Raw genomic sequence first — 17,790 nt, 5'->3', positions numbered from 1 at the left:
ATGACGACACTCGCCAGCGGTACAGACACCCTGACGCGCGACGCCCTCACCGTCCTGCAACCGGGTTTCCCCGGCACCACGGCCCCCGACTGGCTGCTCCGGCGCCTCGGTGAAGGCCTGGCCTCGGTGGGCCTGTTCGGCCGCAACATCGCGTCACCCGAGCAACTCTCTTCGTTGACCGCCCAGTTGAGGTCCGAACGGGACGACGTCCTGGTCGCGATCGACGAGGAGGGCGGAGACGTCACCCGCCTGGAGGCCCGCACGGGCTCCTCCTTCCCGGGCAACCACGCCCTGGGCGCGGTCGACGACGTGGACCTGACGAGGGCGGTCGCCCACGAGCTGGGCCGCAGACTCGCGGCCTGCGGCGTGAACCTGAACTGGGCCCCCTCCGCCGACGTCAACTCCAACCCCTCCAACCCGGTCATCGGCGTCCGGTCCTTCGGCGCCGACCCGGAGCTGGTCGCCCGGCACACGGCGGCCTACGTCACCGGCCTCCAGTCGGCGGGCGTCGCCGCCTGCACGAAGCACTTCCCGGGCCACGGCGACACGGCGGTCGACTCCCACCACGCGCTGCCGCGCATCGACGCGGAGTCGACGGTCCTGGAGCACCGCGAACTGCTCCCGTTCCGCGCGGCCATCGCCGCCGGCAGCCGCGCGGTGATGAGCGCCCACATCCTGGTCCCCACCCTGGACCCGGACCGCCCGGCCACCCTCTCCCTCCGCATCCTGACCGACCTCCTCCGCGGCGAACTCGCCTACGACGGCCTCATCGTCACCGACGGCATGGAGATGCAGGCCATCGCCGCCACCTACGGCATCGAACGCGGCAGCGTCCTGGCGATCGCCGCCGGCGCCGACGCGATCTGCGTCGGCGGAGGCCTCGCGGACGACGAGACGGTACGACGCCTGCGCGACGCGCTGGTGGGAGCGGTGCGCTCGGGAGACCTCCCGGAGGACCGCCTGGCCGAAGCGGCGGAACGGGTACGGGGGTTGGCCCGGTGGACGGCTTCGGGTGCCGCGGGTGCCGGCGGCTTCGCCGGGGTGTCCGGTTCCGCCCCGGGCGGGACCTTCGACGAGGCGCGGAATTCCGTCTCTTCGCGAGCGGGCTCCGTCGCGGGTCCGCGCTCTGCGCGGGAGCCGAACCCGGCCGCGCAAGCGGGTTCCCGGTCCGAGGCGGGCTCCGCCGCGGGCACGCGCCCCGCGTCGGCGCCGGTCCTCGCCTCGCAGGCGACCTCGGACGGCACAAGCCCCGCTGCGGACACGAGCCCCCCAGCCCCGCGGGAGGTGACGCGCGTCGACATCGGACTCGTCGCCGCCCGTCGCGCCCTCACGGTCACCGGCGCCGACGACTTCACCCCGCTCACCGAACCGCCCTACGTCGCCCTCCTCACCCCGGTTGCGAACATCGCGGTGGGCGACGAGACCCCCTGGGGCGTGGCCGCGGAACTGGCCCGGCTGCTGCCCGGTACGGAGACGGCCGGGTTCGCCGGGGAGGACGCGGGGGGCGTGGTCCTGAAGGCGGCCGGGACTCGGCGCATCGTCGTCGTGGTCCGGGACGAACACCGGCATCCCTGGATGGCGGACGCCCTCGACACCCTGCTCGCCGCCCGCCCCGACACCGTCGTGGTCGAGATGGGCGTCCCGCAGGCCCCGCCCCGAGGCGCCCTCCACATCGCGACTCACGGCGCGGCCCGGGTCTGTGGCCACGCGGCGGCGGAGGTCATCGCGGGCGCGTGACCGTGAGCCGGGGGAGCGACCCCGACCCGGGGGAACACCTCCGAATACACCGGTGCCGGGCCCTCCACGAGCGGGCCCGGCACCGGCATGTACGGATGTGAGACCGCGTCAGATCCCTTGCCAGTCCGGCTTGTTGACGAACGTGTGCCGGAAATAGTCCGCGAGCTTCAGCTTGGACGCGGCCCCCTCGTCGACCACGACCGTCGCGTGCCGGTGCAACTGGAGCGCCGACGCCGGGCACACCGCGGCGACCGGTCCCTCCACGGTCGCGGCGACCGCGTCCGCCTTGCCCTCCCCGGTCGCGAGCAGCACCAGGTGCCGGGCCTCCAGGATCGTGCCGATGCCCTGCGTGATGACGTGGTGCGGCACCTGCTCGATGTCGCCGTCGAAGAACCGCGCGTTGTCCACCCGCGTCTGCTCGGTGAGCGTCTTGATCCGGGTCCGCGAGGCGAGCGACGAGCACGGTTCGTTGAACCCGATGTGCCCGTCGGTCCCGATCCCCAGTATCTGAAGGTCCACCCCGCCGGCCTCGCCCAGTGCCCGGTCGTACGCCTCGCACGCCGCCTGCACGTCGGCGGCGGTCCCGTCCGGCCCGATGAACGCGTCGATCCCGACCCCGAGCGGCTCCAGCACCTCGCGCCGCAGGACCGAGCGGTACGACTCCGGGTGCTCGGCGGGCAGCCCCACGTACTCGTCGAGCTGGGCGATCCGGGCCCGCGAGGTGTCCACGGCCCCGGCCCGTACCTTGGCGGCGAGGGCTTCGTAGATGGGCAGCGGCGTCGACCCGGTGGCCACGCCGAGAAGGGCGTCCGGCTTGCGCCGGAGGAGCTGTGCCATGGCCTCGGCGATCAGTTCGCCACCCGACTTGGCGTCCGGAACGATGACAACTTCCACGCTGGCCTGCCGTTCTGCAGAGGGGCTTCGAGGAACCCGGAGGAGCTGTGTGGTTTAGACCAATCCGCGCACCAATCTAACAGAGGAGGCTCCTGCCTCCCAGAGTTCGCCGCCTGTCCGGGAACCGGTAACCGCCCAACAGGGGCGCACCTCGCGCAGAGGGGGTGAAATGGGCACCGCAGCACTGCCCCGACCGACCTCCGGAGGACCCCGCATGACCGCCACGACCCCGGCCCCCGACAGTGAACTCCCCGGCCGGATCATGGCCCGCGAGATGGCCGAGCAGCCCGCGGTCCTGCGCCGCATCCTGGACGAGGGTGCCCCGCGCATCCGCCAGGTCGCCCAGGAGGTCGCCGCCCGCAGGCCCCGCTTCGTGCTGCTCACCGCCCGCGGCACCTCCGACAACGCGGCCCTCTACGCGAAGTACCTCCTGGAGATCCGCCTCGGCCTGCCCTGCGGACTCACCTCGATGTCGACCACCACGGCCTACGGCGCCCGCCCCGATCTGACCGACGTCCTCGTCGTCACCGTCAGTCAGTCCGGCGGCTCCCCGGACCTGGTCGCCTCGACCCGGGCCGCCCGGGAGGCCGGCGCGATCACGGTCGCCGTGACCAACAACCCGGACTCACCCCTGGCCGCCGTATCGGAGTACCACGTCGACATCATGGCCGGCCCGGAGAAGGCCCTCCCCGCGACCAAGACGTACACGGCCTCCCTGCTCGCCCTCTACCTCTTCGTCGAGGGCCTGCGCGGCGGCGACGGCGCGGCCGCCAAGACGCTGCCCGACCTCGCCGAGCAGCTCCTCGCCCGCCAGGACGAGGTCCGCACCCTCGCCTCCCGCTACCGCTTCGCCGAACGTATGGTGATCACCTCGCGCGGCTACGGCTATCCCACCGCCAAGGAAGCCGCCCTCAAGCTGATGGAGACCAGCTACATCCCCGCGCTCGCCTACTCCGGCGCCGACCTCCTGCACGGCCCCCTCGCCATGGTCGACAACGTCTCCCCGGTCATCGCGGTCGTGACGGCCGGCAAGGGCGGCTCCGCCCTCCAGCCCGTCCTCGACCGGCTGCGCGGCCGGGGCGCCGACCTCGTCGTCATCGGCCCGGCCGGCCAGGTCGACCAGGCCTCGGCCGGTTTCGTCCTGCCCGTGGAGGGCGTCCCCGAGGAACTCCAGCCGATCCTGGAGATCCTCCCGCTCCAGCTCCTCGCCTACGAGGTCACCATCGCCCGCGGCCAGGACCCGGACGCGCCCCGCGCCCTGGCCAAGGTGACGGAGACCCGCTGAGCCCGTGTTCCGGCCACGGAAATTCCCATGACCAATCAGTCCCGCACAGGACTCGACACGGTTAGGCTCGTCAACATCCTTCAAAGCATGGACACGGAATGTGGTCTAGTCCACAATGTGTTAACGGCGTAAGCCTCCGTCCTCCCCGCACAGGAGGACGGACCGAGGAACCGAGGCTCTCTGCCCTGACTGCCCCGGCTCCTCATCCATCGGCCGATCGGGACCGCACACCCCGTGGCCGTTGCTGCTCCGGGCTGCGGTGCCGAGAGGGCTGAGGGTCCCTCTCAGGCGCCGCGGCCCGCGGGTGTTTTTAGGACAGGTACAGACCGGCGGGTACGCTCGCAGACGTGCCCTCCATGAACGAACTCGTACGCCAGCACACAGCACTCGACGACTCCGATCTCGAGTGGCTGCACCTGCTGGTCTCGGAGTGGCAACTGCTCTCCGACCTCTCCTTCGCCGACCTGGTCCTGTGGGTCCCCACGCGTGACGGCACCCGCTACGTCTCCGTCGCCCAGATGCGGCCGAACACCGGGCCCACCTCGTACCAGGACGACATGGTCGGCCACCTCGTCCCGCGCGGCCGCCGCCCCATGCTGGACGCGGCCCTGGACGAGGGCCGGATCGTCCGCGAGGGTGACCCCGAGTGGCGCGAAGAGGTCCCCGTCCGCGTCGAGTCGATTCCGGTACGACGGGACGGGCGCGTCCTGGGTGTCATCGCGCGCAACACCAACCTCCTCACCGTGCGCACCCCCAGCCGCCTCGAACTGACCTATCTCCAGAGCGCGTCGGACCTCGCGCAGATGATCGCGGCCGGTTCCTTCCCGTTCCCGAACCAGCAGGTCGACATGGACGCCTCGCCGCGCGTCGGCGACGGACTGATCCGCCTCGACGGCGACGGCATCGTGCAGTACGCCTCGCCCAACGCCCTCTCCGCGTACCACCGGATGGGCCTCGCCACCGACCTCGTCGGCCAGCCCCTTGGTACGACCACCGCCGAACTCGCCCCGACCCGGGGCCCGGTGGACGAGGCACTCGCCAAGCTGGCCAGCGGCTGGGCGCCGCGCGAGTTCGAGATCGAGGCGCGGGACGGGGTGATCCAGTTCCGGGCGATCCCCCTCAAACCCAAGGGCACCCGCATCGGTTCACTGGTGCTGCTCCGGGACGTCACCGAACTGCGGCGCCGCGAGCGGGAGTTGATCACCAAGGACGCGACCATCCGGGAGATCCACCACCGGGTGAAGAACAACCTCCAGACGGTCGCCGCCCTGTTGCGACTCCAGGCCCGCCGCATCGACTCCGAGAGCGGCCGGGAGGCCCTGGAGGAGGCCGTACGCCGGGTCGGTTCGATCGCGATCGTGCACGAGACGCTGTCCCAGAACCTGGACGAGCGTGTGGAGTTCGACGAGATCGCCGACCGGGTGCTCGCGATGGTCGCCGAGATCTCCCCGGGCAAGGTCACCGGCCGGCGCAGCGGACGCTTCGGAATACTGGACGCCGAGGTCGCCACCCCGCTCTCCATGGTCCTCACCGAAATCCTTCAGAACGCCCTCGAACACGGCTTCCGCGAGGGCGAGACGGGCACGGTCGAGGTCTCCGCGGTCCGCGGCGGCACCACGAAGGACGCCCGCCTCCTGGTCACCGTGCAGGACGACGGCGTAGGCCTCCCCGAGGGATTCGACCCGCACCGCTCAGGCAACCTGGGCCTCCAGATCGTACGGACGCTGGTGGAGGGCGAGTTGGGCGGCACGTTCGACATGGTGCCGGGCCCGGAGCGGGGGACCCGGGTGATCCTGGACGTCCCGGTGGAGGCGCACAAGTGACGTACGTGCACGCGATCTTCACACGCGAGGGCCCGAACTGCCGTACGCGCGTGGGTGCTTGAACAGCCGCAGGTGTACGTGAACAGCAAAGAGCCCCGGATCACTGGGTGATCCGGGGCCAGTCGCTCGTTGCTATGCGCATCGGGGGTACTGCGCGCTGCGGCTCGGGGGCGGGAGATGCGTACTCGCTGTACGCGCCGCCAAGCTCAGGCTGTTAGCAGGGTGGGCGTCAGGCGGAGGCCTGACGGGCACGGTTGCGAGCGGCGCGGCGCTTCATGGCGCGGCGCTCGTCCTCGCTGAGACCACCCCAGACGCCGGAGTCCTGGCCGGACTCGAGCGCCCACTGCAGACACTGGTCCATAACGGGACAGCGACGGCAGACGGCCTTGGCTTCCTCGATCTGCAGCAGCGCAGGACCGGTGTTGCCGATGGGGAAGAAGAGCTCGGGGTCTTCCTCGCGGCAAACGGCGTTGTGACGCCAGTCCATGGCTGCTACCTCTCCTTGGTATTACGTGCGGGTTGCTTGTGAATGTGAACGCTTTCACGAATCCCTCAACAAGTGAAGGGCCGAACGCCAGGTTCACTGGCGGAGGTCCTGTGGATTGAAGAGGGGTTCCGGTGATCCGTGGAGGCCGGTGTTGCGGGCCGTCTCGATCGCCACGTAGAGACTCGCAAACCTCAGCGGCGGATACAACCCCTTCCGGAAAGTTTTTTTTGATTCCTCGGTGTCGACTAGGTCACAGCCGTACTTCCATGGGGTGGACCCTGGTCTAAACGTTCGAGTGAAAGGACTTCAGCCCTTTCTGCTCACACAATCACACGCAGTGCACGGCGTACGCCTGTGAACGTCACGCTCGTACGCAGTCCGAGGTGGTCGCCGTCCATCTGGAGGGGCAGGGGGACCTTCGAATGCAAGGTGAACTCACTCAGGTCGTGCAGGGCCGCAGCGTGCTTGCCATGGGGCCCGCGTTCGGGGGACGAAGTGAGCAACTGGGTGCCATACCGGGCAACCGCGGCGCTGGACAGGCGGCTGAGACCGAGTACGTCGAGGCCTTTATCGAACGACGCCTTAGGTGACGTGTACATCGGGCGATTGCCGAGATACGTCCAGGGCGAGGTGTTCGAGACTATGGCCACCACGAGATCGGTGACCGGGTCCTCGCCGGGCTGCTCCAGCGTGATCGTCCCGTGCCGGCGGTGCTGCTCGCCGAGGAACTGCCGGACCACCTGACGCACGTAGAGCGCATGCGTGGATTTCTTGCCCTGCTCCCGCTGCTGTTCGACCCGCCCGACCACCCCGGCGTCGAACCCGAGGCCGGCGTTGAAGGTGAACCAGCGCGAGGGCACGGCCTCGTCCTCGGTGCCGGGCGTCCCGGAGGTCAGCCCCAGGCCGACCGTGCGCTCGCGGCCCTCGCGCAGGGCGTCCAGCAGGGCGCCGGTGGCTTCCACGGCGTCGTTGGGCAGCCCCAGGGCGCGGGCGAAGACGTTGGTGGAGCCGCCGGGGACCACGGCGAAGCCGGGCAGGCGCTCCGGGTCGGGGCCGGTGTGCAGCAGGCCGTTGACGACCTCGTTGACCGTGCCGTCGCCGCCGAGGGCCACGACCAGATCGACGTTCCCGCTCTCCGCGGCCTGCCGGCCGAGGTCGCGCGCGTGGCCCCGGTGCTCCGTGGTGACCGCTTCCAGCTTCATCTCGCTCGCGAGGGCGTGGAGCAGGACGTCGCGCGTACGTGCGCTTGTGGTGGTTGCCGCCGGATTGACCACGAGAAGTGCACGCATGAGTTGCAGCGTACCTACTGGGGGGTACTCGGCCCATACCGAGGTAGGCGTTGGGTAAGAGGAGACGGCGTGAGCCTGAACACCTGGGGCCGGATCCCGAGGGCTACCCTTCTGGGGTGAGTGCTGAGCAGACCCCCGCCCCGGAGACCGACGGCCCCGACGGACCCCGTCCGCGCCGGCTGACCTACGCGGCGGTCCTCGTCGCGCTGGAGGGCCTCGCGCTCAGCGTCGCCGGCGTGTGGATGCTCGTCCTGGGTGTCACCGGTGAACCGGACGACCGGCAGCAGGCCGTGACCGGTGGGGTGACCCTGGTGGTGCTCGCGCTGCTGCCGCTGCTGGCCGCGCGCGGGCTGATCGGACGGCGCGGCTGGAGCCGGGGTCCGGCCGTCATCACCCAGGTCATGGCGTTGCCCGTGGCCTACAACCTGCTCCAGGCCGACAGTGTGGCCATCCCGGCCGGTATCGCGCTCGCGGTGGTCGCGGTCGCCGCGCTGGTGCTGCTGGTGAACCCGGCGACGACACAGGCCCTCGGAATCCGAGGGCCTGGACGTGGAGCCGAAGAGCCGAAGAGCTGACCTTTTTCGCCGGTCCTACTCCTCGACGAGGAGCTTCTCCCGCAGCTGGGCCAGTGTCCGGGCCAGCAGCCGGGACACGTGCATCTGGGAGATGCCGACCTCCTGCGCGATCTGCGACTGCGTCATGTTGCCGAAGAACCGGAGCAGCAGAATGCGCTTCTCCCTGGGCGGCAGGTCCTCCAGCAGCGGCTTGAGCGACTCGCGGTACTCGACGCCCTCCAGGGCCTCGTCGTACGAGCCGAGCGTGTCCGCGACCGCCGGGGACTCGTCGTCCGTGTCGGGGACGTCCAGGGACAGCGTGGAGTAGGCGTTGGCCGACTCCAGGCCCTCCAGGACCTCCTCCTCGGAGATGCCCAGCTTCTCGGCCAGCTCATGGACCGTGGGGGAGCGGCCGTGCCGCTGCGAGAGCTCCGCCGTCGCCGTGGTCAGCGACAGGCGCAGCTCCTGGAGCCTGCGCGGGACGCGCACCGCCCAGCCCTTGTCACGGAAGTGCCGCTTGATCTCGCCGACGACCGTCGGGGTCGCGTACGTCGAGAACTCGACGCCGCGCTCCGGGTCGAAGCGGTCGACCGACTTGATCAGGCCGATGGTGGCGACCTGGGTCAGGTCGTCCAGCGGCTCGCCGCGGTTGCGGAAGCGGCGCGCGAGGTGCTCGACGAGCGGCAGGTGCATACGGACCAGCCGGTTGCGCAGCTCCGCGTACTCGACGCTGCCGCCATCGAGCGTGCGCAGCTCGATGAAGAGTGCGCGCGCCCCGCTGCGGTCCTGGGGGTCGTGCCGTGTGACCTGCACGCTCTGCGTGCCCGCCACGTTGTCCCGCTCGTGCTCGCTCATCGCCTGGCCCGTCGCCCCTTCCCGAGCTTTCGCCTCCTCCCCCGCGCTCGACCCAGTCGGAGCGGGGGAACCCCCGGCTACGGGGGAGACCCCACCAATACGCACGGCACCGTCCTGCTCACGTTGACCGTCGTCCATCACACCGGCCTCCGAGGTTTCTTCCTCCGGGTGCGGCCGGGCCTGTTCGGGGATTCCGCCGCGTGGCACGAGGGAGCCGTCGTCCGCCGTGCGGCGGGGTCCGCCTGAGCCGCCCTCGGCCGGCAGCTCCCGTGTGCCGCGCTCTTCGTCCCGCACCGGCCCGTCCCCGTTCCTCACGCCGGCCCGGGTCCCGCGCCGCGCTGTTTGTAGAGGCTGATCGAAACGGTCTTGTCCTCGTCGACTGCCGATGAGACCTTGCCCGCCAGGGCCGAGAGCACGGTCCAGGCGAAGGTGTCGCGCGCGGGGGCGTGACCGTCCGTCGTCGGGGCGGAGACGGTGACTTCGAGCGAGTCGTCCACGAGGCGGAAGACACAGCTGAGCACCGAGCCCGGCACGGCCTGCTGGAGCAGGATCGCGCAGGCCTCGTCCACCGCGATGCGAAGGTCCTCGATCTCGTCGAGGGTGAAGTCCAAACGGGCTGCGAGGCCGGCCGTGGCCGTACGCAGCACCGACAGGTATGCGCCCGCAGCCGGCAGCCGGACTTCCACGAAGTCCTGGGTCGCGGGCTCGCCTGCGATCTGGGACACCCTCACCTCCAAGGTGGTACAAGCTCTTTCGGGGGCCCAGGGGTCGCCCCCCGGGGTAACGCGATACTTGGTTCAGCGGTGACGCTACCGCGCTCCGAACTTTTCTGTCCCCGGGACCCCAACCCCATGCTGTCACTCATAGTAAACCTACGGATACGCTCCGTGGCTAGGGGTCCTGCGGGCCCAATTGGGAAGAGCGCGCGCCGGGTTGACGTACCCAGACGTCAGACGGTCGAACCGTCGAAACCGAGGGTCGGATTACGGCGTCACCGGCGTACGTGATTCAGGGCGTCACAGGAGGACGTGGTCGACGAAACACCAGCGCCAGCTCTCCCCGACCTCGAACGTCCGCATCACCGGATGTCCGGAGTCCTTGTGATGTGCTGTGGCATGGCGCAGGGGCGAGGAGTCGCAGCAGGCGACATGGCCGCAGAAGAGGCACAGTCTCAGCTGCACCGGGTGGGTGCCTGCCGCCAGACACTCCAGACAGGTCTCGCTCTGGGGCCCCGGTTCCGGGAGCGGCAGCGCGTCGGCGTGCGTGCACGGTTTCATGATTGCCAGATTACGACGGGTGTGCGGTTGGCCGCGCGAAAAAACGAGGGCGGGCGAGAACGATGGACGTGATGCCACTGCTGTTGCTGGTGGCGGGGAGCGCCGTGGTGGCCGCGGGGGCCCGGCGCACCCCGGTGCCGGCACCGCTGCTGCTGGTCGCGGTCGGGCTGGTCGTCTCGTACGTCCCGGGGGTGCCCGACTACACCCTCGACCCGGAGGTCGTGCTGCCGCTGCTGCTGCCCCCGCTGCTGTACACCTCGGCCACCGACAGCTCGTACCTCGATCTGCGGGCCCAAGTGCGGCCCGTGGCACTGCTGTCGGTCGGCTACGTGCTCTTCGCGACCTTCGTCGTCGGCTGGGCCGCGTACGTGATCGTGCCGGGGCTGCCGCTGACCGCCGCCCTGGTGCTGGGCGCGGTGGTGGCACCGCCGGACGCGGTCGCGGCGACGGCGGTGGCCCGCCGGGTCGGACTGCCGTCACGGATCACGACGATCCTCCAGGGCGAGTCCCTGCTGAACGACGCCACCGCGATCACCGCCTACAAGGTGGCCCTCGCGGCCGCGATCGGCGAGGGCGCCACCTGGGCCGGCGGCATCGGCGAGTTCCTGCTCGCGGCGGTCGGCGGGGTCGGTATCGGGCTCCTCCTGATGGTGCCGATCCACTGGCTGCGCACCCACCTCAAGGAGGCGCTGCTCCAGAACACGCTCTCCCTGCTGATCCCGTTCATCGCCTACGCGGTCGCCGAGCAGGTGCACGCCTCCGGGGTGCTCGCCGTCGTGGTCGTGGCGCTCTATCTGGGGCACCGCGCGTGGGAGGTCGATTTCGCGACGCGCCTCCAGGAGGAGGCGGTCTGGAAGATGGTCGCCTTCGTCCTGGAGTCCGCGGTGTTCGCCTTGATCGGACTCCAACTGCCGGTGGTCCTCAAGGGACTTGGCGAGTACCGGGGTCTGGACGCAGCCTGGTACGCGATCGCGCTCTTCCTGGTGGTCGTCGCGACCCGGTTCGTGTGGGTGTACCCGGCGGCCTTCGTTCCCCGCATCCTGTCGGCGCGGATCAGGGAGCGTGAGGACAGCCCCACCTGGAAGGGGGCGATGACCACCGCGTGGGCCGGCATGAGAGGCGTGGTCTCGCTGGCCATCGCCTTCTCGATCCCGCTCACGGTGCACGGCGGCGACCCCTTCCCGCAGCGCAACCTCATCCTGTTCCTGACCTTCACGACGGTCATCGGGACCCTGGTGGTGCAGGGCCTGAGCCTGCCCCCGATCATCCGCCTGCTGAAATTCCCCGGCCGCGACCAGCAGGCCGAGACCCTCGCCGAGGCCAACGCCCAGGCACAGGCCTCCCGCGTCGCCGAAAAACGCCTGGAGGCCCTCCTGGAGGACGAACGCAACGCCCTGCCGCCTCCGCTCGCCGACCGCCTCCGCGAGGTCCTGGAACGCCGCCGCAACGCCGTCTGGGAGCGCCTCGGCGCCACCAACCCCGTCACCGGCGAGACCGTCGACGACACCTACCGCCGCCTCTCCCGCGAGATGATCAGCGCCGAACGCTCGATGTTCGTCCGCCTCCGCGACGGCCGCTACATCGACGACGAGATGCTCCGCACGTTGCTGCGCAGGCTGGACCTGGAGGAGGCTGCGGCTTACCGGGAGGCGGCCTGAGCGGGTCGGGGCATGGGGCTGTGTCGATTCTGCGGCTCCACCGCGCGGGCGCGACCAGACACGATGGTGCTGCGGTCGATCGGCTGCACCTCGCGGCACCTCCAGCGGAGCGCTCAGTGGCGGCTACGGCTCCTGGACGGGGTCTTACGGCAACGGCCGCCCGGTGATCACCGCGGCGACCGTGCTCCCGCGCGGGAAGGTCCCTTCGTCGGCCAAGGCGATAAGTCCGTACAGCAACTTGGCGACATAGAGACGCTCTACGGGCACCCCGTGCCGCTGCTCGAAGTCCTCGGCGAAGGCGTCGAGTTCGGCGGGCACGCGCGCGTAGCCCCCGAAATGGAAGCGGTCGTCGAGGGACCAGTCGCCTTGCCGCCCGCCGAAGGCACGCTTCTGCAGCTCCTCTATGTCGGCGCTCAGGAAGCCGCCCTTGAGGACCGGTATCCCCAAGGCGCGCTGGTCAGGGGCGAGTCCGGCGGCCAGTCCGGCCAGTGTGCCGCCGGTCCCGCACGCGAGGGCGACGACATCGACGTCGGCACGCGCGCGTAGTTCCTCACCCAGGGTCCGGCAGCCGCGCACGGCAAGGGCGTTGCTGCCGCCCTCGGGGACGACGTACGCGTCCTCCGCGCCCGCCCCGCGCAGGATCGCGGCCAGTGTCTCCGGCTCGGACTTGCGCCGGTACGTCGACCTGTCGACGAAGTGGAGACGCATCCCGTCGGCCGCGCACCGGGCCAGGGACGGATTGAGCGGGCGGTCGGACAGCTCCTGCCCACGCACCACGCCCACTGTCGACAGCCCCAGGAGGCGCCCCGCGGCGGCGGTGGCACGCAGGTGGTTGGAGTAGGCGCCGCCGAACGTGACGACCGTACGTCCGGCCGCCGCCGTGAGGTTGGGCGCGAGCTTGCGCCACTTGTTGCCGATCAGGTCCGGGTGGATCAGGTCGTCCCGCTTGAGCAGCAGCCGGACGCCGCGCCGGCCGAAGCGCCGGTCCGTGATCTCCTCCACCGGCGACGGAAGCCGGGGCCGCAGGGCGGCGAGGTCGGGGCTGGTCACGGCACCATTGTCACCCGGGTCGGCGGTGTCGCCCGTGTCGCCTGTGCTGTCCCAGAAGTCACTTCAGCCGGTCGCGGACCCGGTCGCGCAGCCACGTCATCGTGAATCCCCGCGGGTCCACCTTCCCGGGCTGCCACTCCAGGTGGCCGATCACCGACCGTTCCGACCAGCCGTGGTGGCGGCAGATCGACGCGCAGACCTTCTCGATGGTCGCCAACTGGGCCTCGGGCCACGGGTCCTCGCCGTCGCCGAGGTTCTCGCACTCGAAGCCGTAGAAGTGCCGGTTGCCGTCGGTGTTGGCCTCGTTGTCGTGCGGCAGCGCCTTCTCGGCGATCACCGCGCGCAGGACGTCGTCGTCGCCGAGGCCGGCATGGTTGGCGCGGCCGTAGCCGACCAGGTGGAGGTGGCCGTCCTTGGTGATGACGCCGTGGCAGAGCGGGCCGGGGAGGTCCGGGCGGCCGTCGCGGCACAGTGCCACCGTCTGCGCGCTGCCCTTGGTGACCGTGTGGTGGATCATCACGCCGTGGACGGGTCCCCACGGGCCCTTGTGGTTGCGGTTGTGGTGCTCCCAGTCGCCGACCTCGACGACGGTGACGCCCTCCGCCTTCAGGCCGGCCAGGAAACCGCCCGCGGACATGGGTGAGGCCATGAACGCCTCCTTCGTGCTGTGCGACGGCCGCTGTGCAAGGCCGTCTCGTATCGCTGCTTGTACCGAAAAAGCGCGGTACAGACGACTTCTTCGTACGGTGTGCGAGTCGATCCGGACACCGGCCGACCCGGCAGCAACTCGAACAACATTCGACGTAAACAGCCCCTGTGCCCAGCAGTTGAAGATCCAGTCCCGCTCTTTCGGGTAATACCATCAGCACGCTCCGTGAGGAAGGCTGGTGCGCGAGAACGATGCCCGGCGCACAGGTGCCGGGCGAATGGGGAGGGCATTTCTCTATGTCGGTAGGCGAAGAGGTCCGCGCGGAGCAGAACAAGCCGCAGCAGAGTCTTGGTACGGCGGCTGCGCGGAACCTGGCCACGACCACGAAGTCCGCGCCGCAGATGCAGGAGATCAGCTCGCGCTGGCTGCTGCGCACGCTGCCGTGGGTGAACGTGCAGGGTGGCACATACCGGGTGAACCGACGGCTGAGCTACTCCGTTGGCGACGGCCGGGTGACATTCGTGAAGACCGGCGACCGCGTCGAGGTCATCCCCGCGGAGCTCGGCGAGCTGCCCGCGCTGCGGGACTACGAGGACGAGGAGGTGCTCTCGGAGCTGGCGACCCGTTGCCGGCAGCGTGAGTACGCCCCGGGGGAGGCGATCGCGTCGTTCGGCGGCCAGGCCGACGAGGTGTACCTGCTGGCGCACGGCAGGGTGGAGAAGGTCGGCACGGGCCCGTACGGCGACGACACGGTCCTCGGGGTCCTCGCCGACGGCGCCTACTTCGGCGACCAGGCGCTGCTCGACCCGGAGGCCATCTGGGAGTACACGGCCCGCGCGGACACCGCCTGCACGGTGCTGATCCTGGCCCGCGGAGACGTCGAGCAGGTCGCGGAGCGGTCCGAGACCCTGCGGGACCACCTCACGCAGCTGCGCGCGATCCCCGAGCAGCGCACCAACAAGTACGGCGAGAAGTCCATCGACCTCGCGTCGGGCCACTCCGGCGAGCCGGACATCCCGCACACGTTCGTCGACTACGACGCCCGGCCGCGCGAGTACGAACTGAGCGTCGCCCAGACCGTCCTGCGCATCCACTCGCGCGTGGCCGACCTCTACAACCAGCCGATGAACCAGACGGAGCAGCAACTCCGGCTCACCGTCGAGGCGTTGAAGGAACGCCAGGAGCACGAACTCATCAACAACCGCGAGTTCGGCCTGCTCAACAACTGCGAGTACGACCAGCGGCTCCAGCCCCACGACGGCGTGCCCAGCCCGGACGACCTGGACGAGCTGCTCAGCAGGCGGCGCGGCACCAGGATGCTCCTCGCCCACCCGCGCGCGATCTCCGCGTTCGGCCGCGAGCTGAACAAGCGCGGACTGGTCCCGGAGTCCATCGACGTCGGCGGCAACCGCATCCCGACCTGGCGCGGCGTGCCGATCTACCCGTGCAACAAGATCCCGGTCAGCGACCGGCGGACCACCTCGATCATCGCCCTGCGTACCGGCGAGGCCGACCAGGGCGTCATCGGCCTCCAGCAGGCCGGCATCCCGGACGAGATCGAGCCGAGCCTCTCGGTGCGCTTCATGGGCATCAACGAACAGGCGATCATCAAATATCTGGTGACGGCCTACTACTCGGCGGCGGTCCTCGTGCCCGACGCCCTCGGCGTCCTGGAGAACGTCGAGATCGGCCGCTGGAGGTGACGTTTCAGCAGCTGGACGCGGTGTTCCCGCCCGGAAGGGCGGGTACACCCCGGTCTGACGCGACCGGCCGCAGCGGAAGCGTCACCGTCCGCGGACTCTCCGAGGGGGACCCCATGGCCGAGTTCGGGACGGAGACGAAACAGCCCGCCGACGGGAGCCCGACACCTGACGGGACCCGGCCGCTCGACGGGACACCGCCGACACCTTCGACACTGCCGGCACCGCCGTCCGACGGGCACGAGGCGGCCGCGATCCTGGAGGGGGCCAGGACGTCCGTCGACCCCGAACTGCGCGCGGCGATCGACTCGTTGCCCGGCTCGATGCGCCGGATCGCGCTCTACCACTTCGGGTGGGAGCACGCGGACGGCACACCGGCGGCGGGCAACGCCGGCAAGGCGATCCGCCCCGCCCTCGTCCTGGCCGCCGCCACCGCACTCGGCGGCGAGCGGGCCCGGGCGAGCGCACTGCGGGCCGCGGCGGCGGTGGAACTGGTCCACAACTTCACGTTGCTGCACGACGACGTGATGGACCGGGACACCACCCGCCGGCACCGGCCCACCGCGTGGACCGTGTTCGGCGACGCCGACGCGATCCTCGCCGGGGACGCCCTCCAGGCGCTGGCCCTGCGGCTGCTCGCCGTGGACCCGCACCCGGCGTCCTCGGCCGCCGCGGCCCGGCTCGCGGACTGCGTCGTCGAACTGTGCGAGGGCCAGCACGCGGACACGGCCATGGAGAAGCGGGCCCCCGGCGAGGTCACCCTCGACGAGGTGCTCGTCATGGCCGAGGCCAAGACCGGCGCGCTGCTCGGCTGCGCCTGCGCGGTGGGCGCGCTGTACGCGGGGGCGTCCGCCGAGGACGTCGAGGCGCTGGACGCGTTCGGCCGGCAGGCCGGGCTCGCCTTCCAGCTGATCGACGACGTCATCGGGATATGGGGCGACCCCGGCCGCACCGGCAAACCGGCCGGCGCCGACCTCGCGGTCCGCAAGAAGTCCCTGCCCGTGGTCGCCGCCCTCACCTCGGGCACACCGGCGGCCGTGGAACTCGCGGAACTGTACGGAATGCCGTACGAGGAAGGGGAGTTGGAGCGCACCGCGCTCGCCGTCGAGCGGGCGGGGGGCCGGGACTGGGCGCAGGACCAGGCGGCCGACCGGATGGCGCGGGCCGTGCAGGAGCTGGCCCGGGCGATCCCGGACCCGCGGGACGCGGGCGGTCTGCTCGCGCTGGCCGAGTTCGTGACCCGGCGCAGCAGTTGATGACTCCGGAGCCTTCCGGAACCGCGCGGACCTGACCCCGCACGGCCACCGGAGGCCCCGGACCGGCGGGTCCCGCGCATCCCCACGGTGCGCGGGGCCCGCCTTCGTTCACCGAAACCCGGATAGGCTCAACACCCGTACAGAATAAGACTGTTGAGACGTTGGGGTGGGCGGAACATGGGCGTGGCGATACGGGCGGCGGGCGAGGGTGACAGAGAGCTGGTCGTCCGGCTGCTGGACGAGGCCTTCCAGGACGATCCGGTCAGCGGCTGGGTCTTTCCCGACGCCGAGTACCGCCGTACGACCCACCACAGGCTGATGGCCTCCTTCACCGACGCGGTGTTCGCCGACGGCCGGATCGACCTCGCCGAGGACGGCGCGGCGTGCGCGCTGTGGCTGTCGGTGCCGGCCGAGGCGCATCCGGAGAACGGCGAGGACGAGGCCGTACAGCTACGGGAGTTGGTCGATCCCGACAACGAGCGGGTCGAGACGATAGCCCGGCTGATGGCGGAGTCCCATCCGGCCGGCCGGGCCCACGAGTACCTGTGGATGATCGCCGTTGCACCGGGCCGCCAGGGCGACGGCCTCGGCGCCGCGCTCATCCGGCACGTCCTGGACCGCTGCGACCGCGAGGGCCTGCCCGCGTACCTGGAGGCGAGCAGCGAGCGCAGCACCAAGCTGTACGAGCGCCTCGGCTACACCTTCACCGACCACACCCTCGACCTCCCGGACGGCCCGAGCATGTACCCGATGTGGCGCGAGCCGAAGCCGTAGCGAGGGCAGACGCAGGGGCCGTAGCGTGGGCTTATGCCGGAACAGGAACTCACCACCACCCCCATCCTCCACATGACCGAGCGCGCCCTGTGGGACGCGGCCCGCGAGCGCGGGAGCTACGAGTGGTCGACCCGTGGCCGCACCCTCCAGGAGGAGGGCTTCATCCACTGCTCGACCCGTACCCAACTCCCGCGCGTGGCGGCCTTTTTGTACGGTTCCTACGACGGCCCCGACGAGCTGGTGGTCCTGGTCGTGGACCCGGCACGGCTCGACGCACCGCTGAAGTACGAGGCGCCGGAGCCGGGTGGGGAGGAGTTCCCGCATGTGTACGGGGCGATTCCGGTGGGCGCGGTGGTGGATGTGGAGGTGTGGACGGCGTGAGCCGGTTATGGCGCCGGGCCCTGGTCGCATGGGCGGTCGTGGTGGCCGTCGGGGGCGGGCTCACGCTGTGGCTGCAGGACTCCGGCGCGTCGCACCCGCCCGGCGAGACGCGTACGCCGCT

General features: G+C 70.7%; 17 protein-coding genes. 9 read left to right on the top strand and 8 right to left on the bottom strand.

Going from position 1 to position 17,790, the window contains the following annotated elements; translation table 11 throughout:
- A complete protein-coding gene (locus OG194_RS15210; RefSeq protein WP_327401384.1) occupies window positions 1-1,737 on the top strand; it encodes a glycoside hydrolase family 3 protein in 1,737 nt (578 codons plus the stop codon).
- Between the two features lie 108 nt (window positions 1,738-1,845).
- Here OG194_RS15210 and nagB read toward each other — a convergent pair whose 3' ends face one another.
- Window positions 1,846-2,631: a glucosamine-6-phosphate deaminase gene (nagB, locus tag OG194_RS15205; protein WP_327401383.1), complete on the bottom strand. Its 786-nt coding sequence runs from the start codon at window positions 2,629-2,631 to the stop codon at window positions 1,846-1,848.
- A gap of 214 nt (window positions 2,632-2,845) precedes the next feature.
- Here nagB and OG194_RS15200 point away from each other — a divergent pair, with 214 nt between their 5' ends.
- Together OG194_RS15200 and OG194_RS15195 are read left to right on the top strand one after the other, a co-directional pair.
- Entirely contained in the window at window positions 2,846-3,916 is a 1,071-nt protein-coding gene (locus OG194_RS15200; protein ID WP_327401382.1) for an SIS domain-containing protein, read from the top strand.
- A gap of 356 nt (window positions 3,917-4,272) precedes the next feature.
- A complete protein-coding gene (locus tag OG194_RS15195) occupies window positions 4,273-5,739 on the top strand; it encodes a sensor histidine kinase (RefSeq protein ID WP_327407084.1) in 1,467 nt (488 codons plus the stop codon).
- A gap of 229 nt (window positions 5,740-5,968) precedes the next feature.
- Here the strand turns inward: OG194_RS15195 and OG194_RS15190 are convergent, their stop codons facing one another.
- Window positions 5,969-6,226, bottom strand: a complete 258-nt coding sequence (locus OG194_RS15190) for a WhiB family transcriptional regulator (RefSeq protein ID WP_006142322.1) — start codon at window positions 6,224-6,226, stop codon at window positions 5,969-5,971.
- A 320-nt stretch (window positions 6,227-6,546) separates the two neighbouring features.
- Window positions 6,547-7,515: a diacylglycerol/lipid kinase family protein gene (locus tag OG194_RS15185; protein ID WP_327401381.1), complete on the bottom strand. Its 969-nt coding sequence runs from the start codon at window positions 7,513-7,515 to the stop codon at window positions 6,547-6,549.
- 116 nt (window positions 7,516-7,631) lie between these two features.
- On the opposite strand from OG194_RS15185, the gene OG194_RS15180 reads away from it, so the two are divergent.
- Window positions 7,632-8,090 (top strand): hypothetical protein, encoded by a 459-nt coding sequence (locus OG194_RS15180; protein WP_327401380.1) that lies wholly within the window; start codon window positions 7,632-7,634, stop codon window positions 8,088-8,090.
- A 15-nt stretch (window positions 8,091-8,105) separates the two neighbouring features.
- Here OG194_RS15180 and OG194_RS15175 read toward each other — a convergent pair whose 3' ends face one another.
- The 3 genes from OG194_RS15175 to OG194_RS15165 all read right to left on the bottom strand — a co-directional run bounded on the left by OG194_RS15175 (window position 8,106) and on the right by OG194_RS15165 (window position 10,201).
- Window positions 8,106-9,218: an RNA polymerase sigma factor SigF gene (locus OG194_RS15175; RefSeq protein WP_442811561.1), complete on the bottom strand. Its 1,113-nt coding sequence runs from the start codon at window positions 9,216-9,218 to the stop codon at window positions 8,106-8,108.
- A gap of 17 nt (window positions 9,219-9,235) precedes the next feature.
- Entirely contained in the window at window positions 9,236-9,649 is a 414-nt protein-coding gene (locus tag OG194_RS15170; RefSeq protein WP_019058277.1) for an anti-sigma regulatory factor, read from the bottom strand.
- A 291-nt stretch (window positions 9,650-9,940) separates the two neighbouring features.
- A complete protein-coding gene (locus OG194_RS15165; protein WP_327401378.1) occupies window positions 9,941-10,201 on the bottom strand; it encodes a UBP-type zinc finger domain-containing protein in 261 nt (86 codons plus the stop codon).
- A 62-nt stretch (window positions 10,202-10,263) separates the two neighbouring features.
- Here OG194_RS15165 and OG194_RS15160 point away from each other — a divergent pair, with 62 nt between their 5' ends.
- On the top strand, window positions 10,264-11,859 hold the full coding sequence (locus tag OG194_RS15160) for a Na+/H+ antiporter (RefSeq protein ID WP_327401377.1): 1,596 nt from the start codon (window positions 10,264-10,266) through the stop codon (window positions 11,857-11,859).
- A gap of 144 nt (window positions 11,860-12,003) precedes the next feature.
- Here OG194_RS15160 and OG194_RS15155 read toward each other — a convergent pair whose 3' ends face one another.
- Together OG194_RS15155 and OG194_RS15150 are read right to left on the bottom strand one after the other, a co-directional pair.
- Window positions 12,004-12,909 (bottom strand): 1-aminocyclopropane-1-carboxylate deaminase/D-cysteine desulfhydrase, encoded by a 906-nt coding sequence (locus OG194_RS15155; protein WP_327401376.1) that lies wholly within the window; start codon window positions 12,907-12,909, stop codon window positions 12,004-12,006.
- Between the two features lie 58 nt (window positions 12,910-12,967).
- The gene (locus tag OG194_RS15150) at window positions 12,968-13,558 is read right to left on the bottom strand and encodes an N-acetylmuramoyl-L-alanine amidase (protein ID WP_327401375.1); all 591 of its coding nucleotides are present in this window, start codon (window positions 13,556-13,558) and stop codon (window positions 12,968-12,970) included.
- A gap of 296 nt (window positions 13,559-13,854) precedes the next feature.
- Here OG194_RS15150 and OG194_RS15145 point away from each other — a divergent pair, with 296 nt between their 5' ends.
- From OG194_RS15145 to OG194_RS15130, 4 genes are all read left to right on the top strand, one after another.
- Complete coding sequence (locus OG194_RS15145) at window positions 13,855-15,261, top strand: family 2B encapsulin nanocompartment shell protein (RefSeq protein ID WP_327401374.1); 1,407 nt, start codon at window positions 13,855-13,857, stop codon at window positions 15,259-15,261.
- 113 nt (window positions 15,262-15,374) lie between these two features.
- Window positions 15,375-16,514 carry a family 2 encapsulin nanocompartment cargo protein polyprenyl transferase gene (locus OG194_RS15140; RefSeq protein WP_327401373.1) on the top strand — a complete coding sequence of 380 codons (1,140 nt, stop codon included), beginning with the start codon at window positions 15,375-15,377 and terminating at the stop codon, window positions 16,512-16,514.
- A 177-nt stretch (window positions 16,515-16,691) separates the two neighbouring features.
- On the top strand, window positions 16,692-17,288 hold the full coding sequence (locus OG194_RS15135; RefSeq protein WP_327407083.1) for a GNAT family N-acetyltransferase: 597 nt from the start codon (window positions 16,692-16,694) through the stop codon (window positions 17,286-17,288).
- Window positions 17,289-17,321: 33 nt separating this feature from the next.
- Window positions 17,322-17,669 (top strand): DUF952 domain-containing protein, encoded by a 348-nt coding sequence (locus OG194_RS15130; RefSeq protein WP_327401372.1) that lies wholly within the window; start codon window positions 17,322-17,324, stop codon window positions 17,667-17,669.
- Window positions 17,670-17,790: the final 121 nt, after the last annotated feature.

The organism is Streptomyces sp. NBC_01288, assembly GCF_035982055.1.
In the GTDB taxonomy this organism is placed as follows: domain Bacteria; phylum Actinomycetota; class Actinomycetes; order Streptomycetales; family Streptomycetaceae; genus Streptomyces.
Note: the sequence above shows the minus strand (reverse complement) of the source record. Positions and strands in the feature narration are given on the sequence as shown.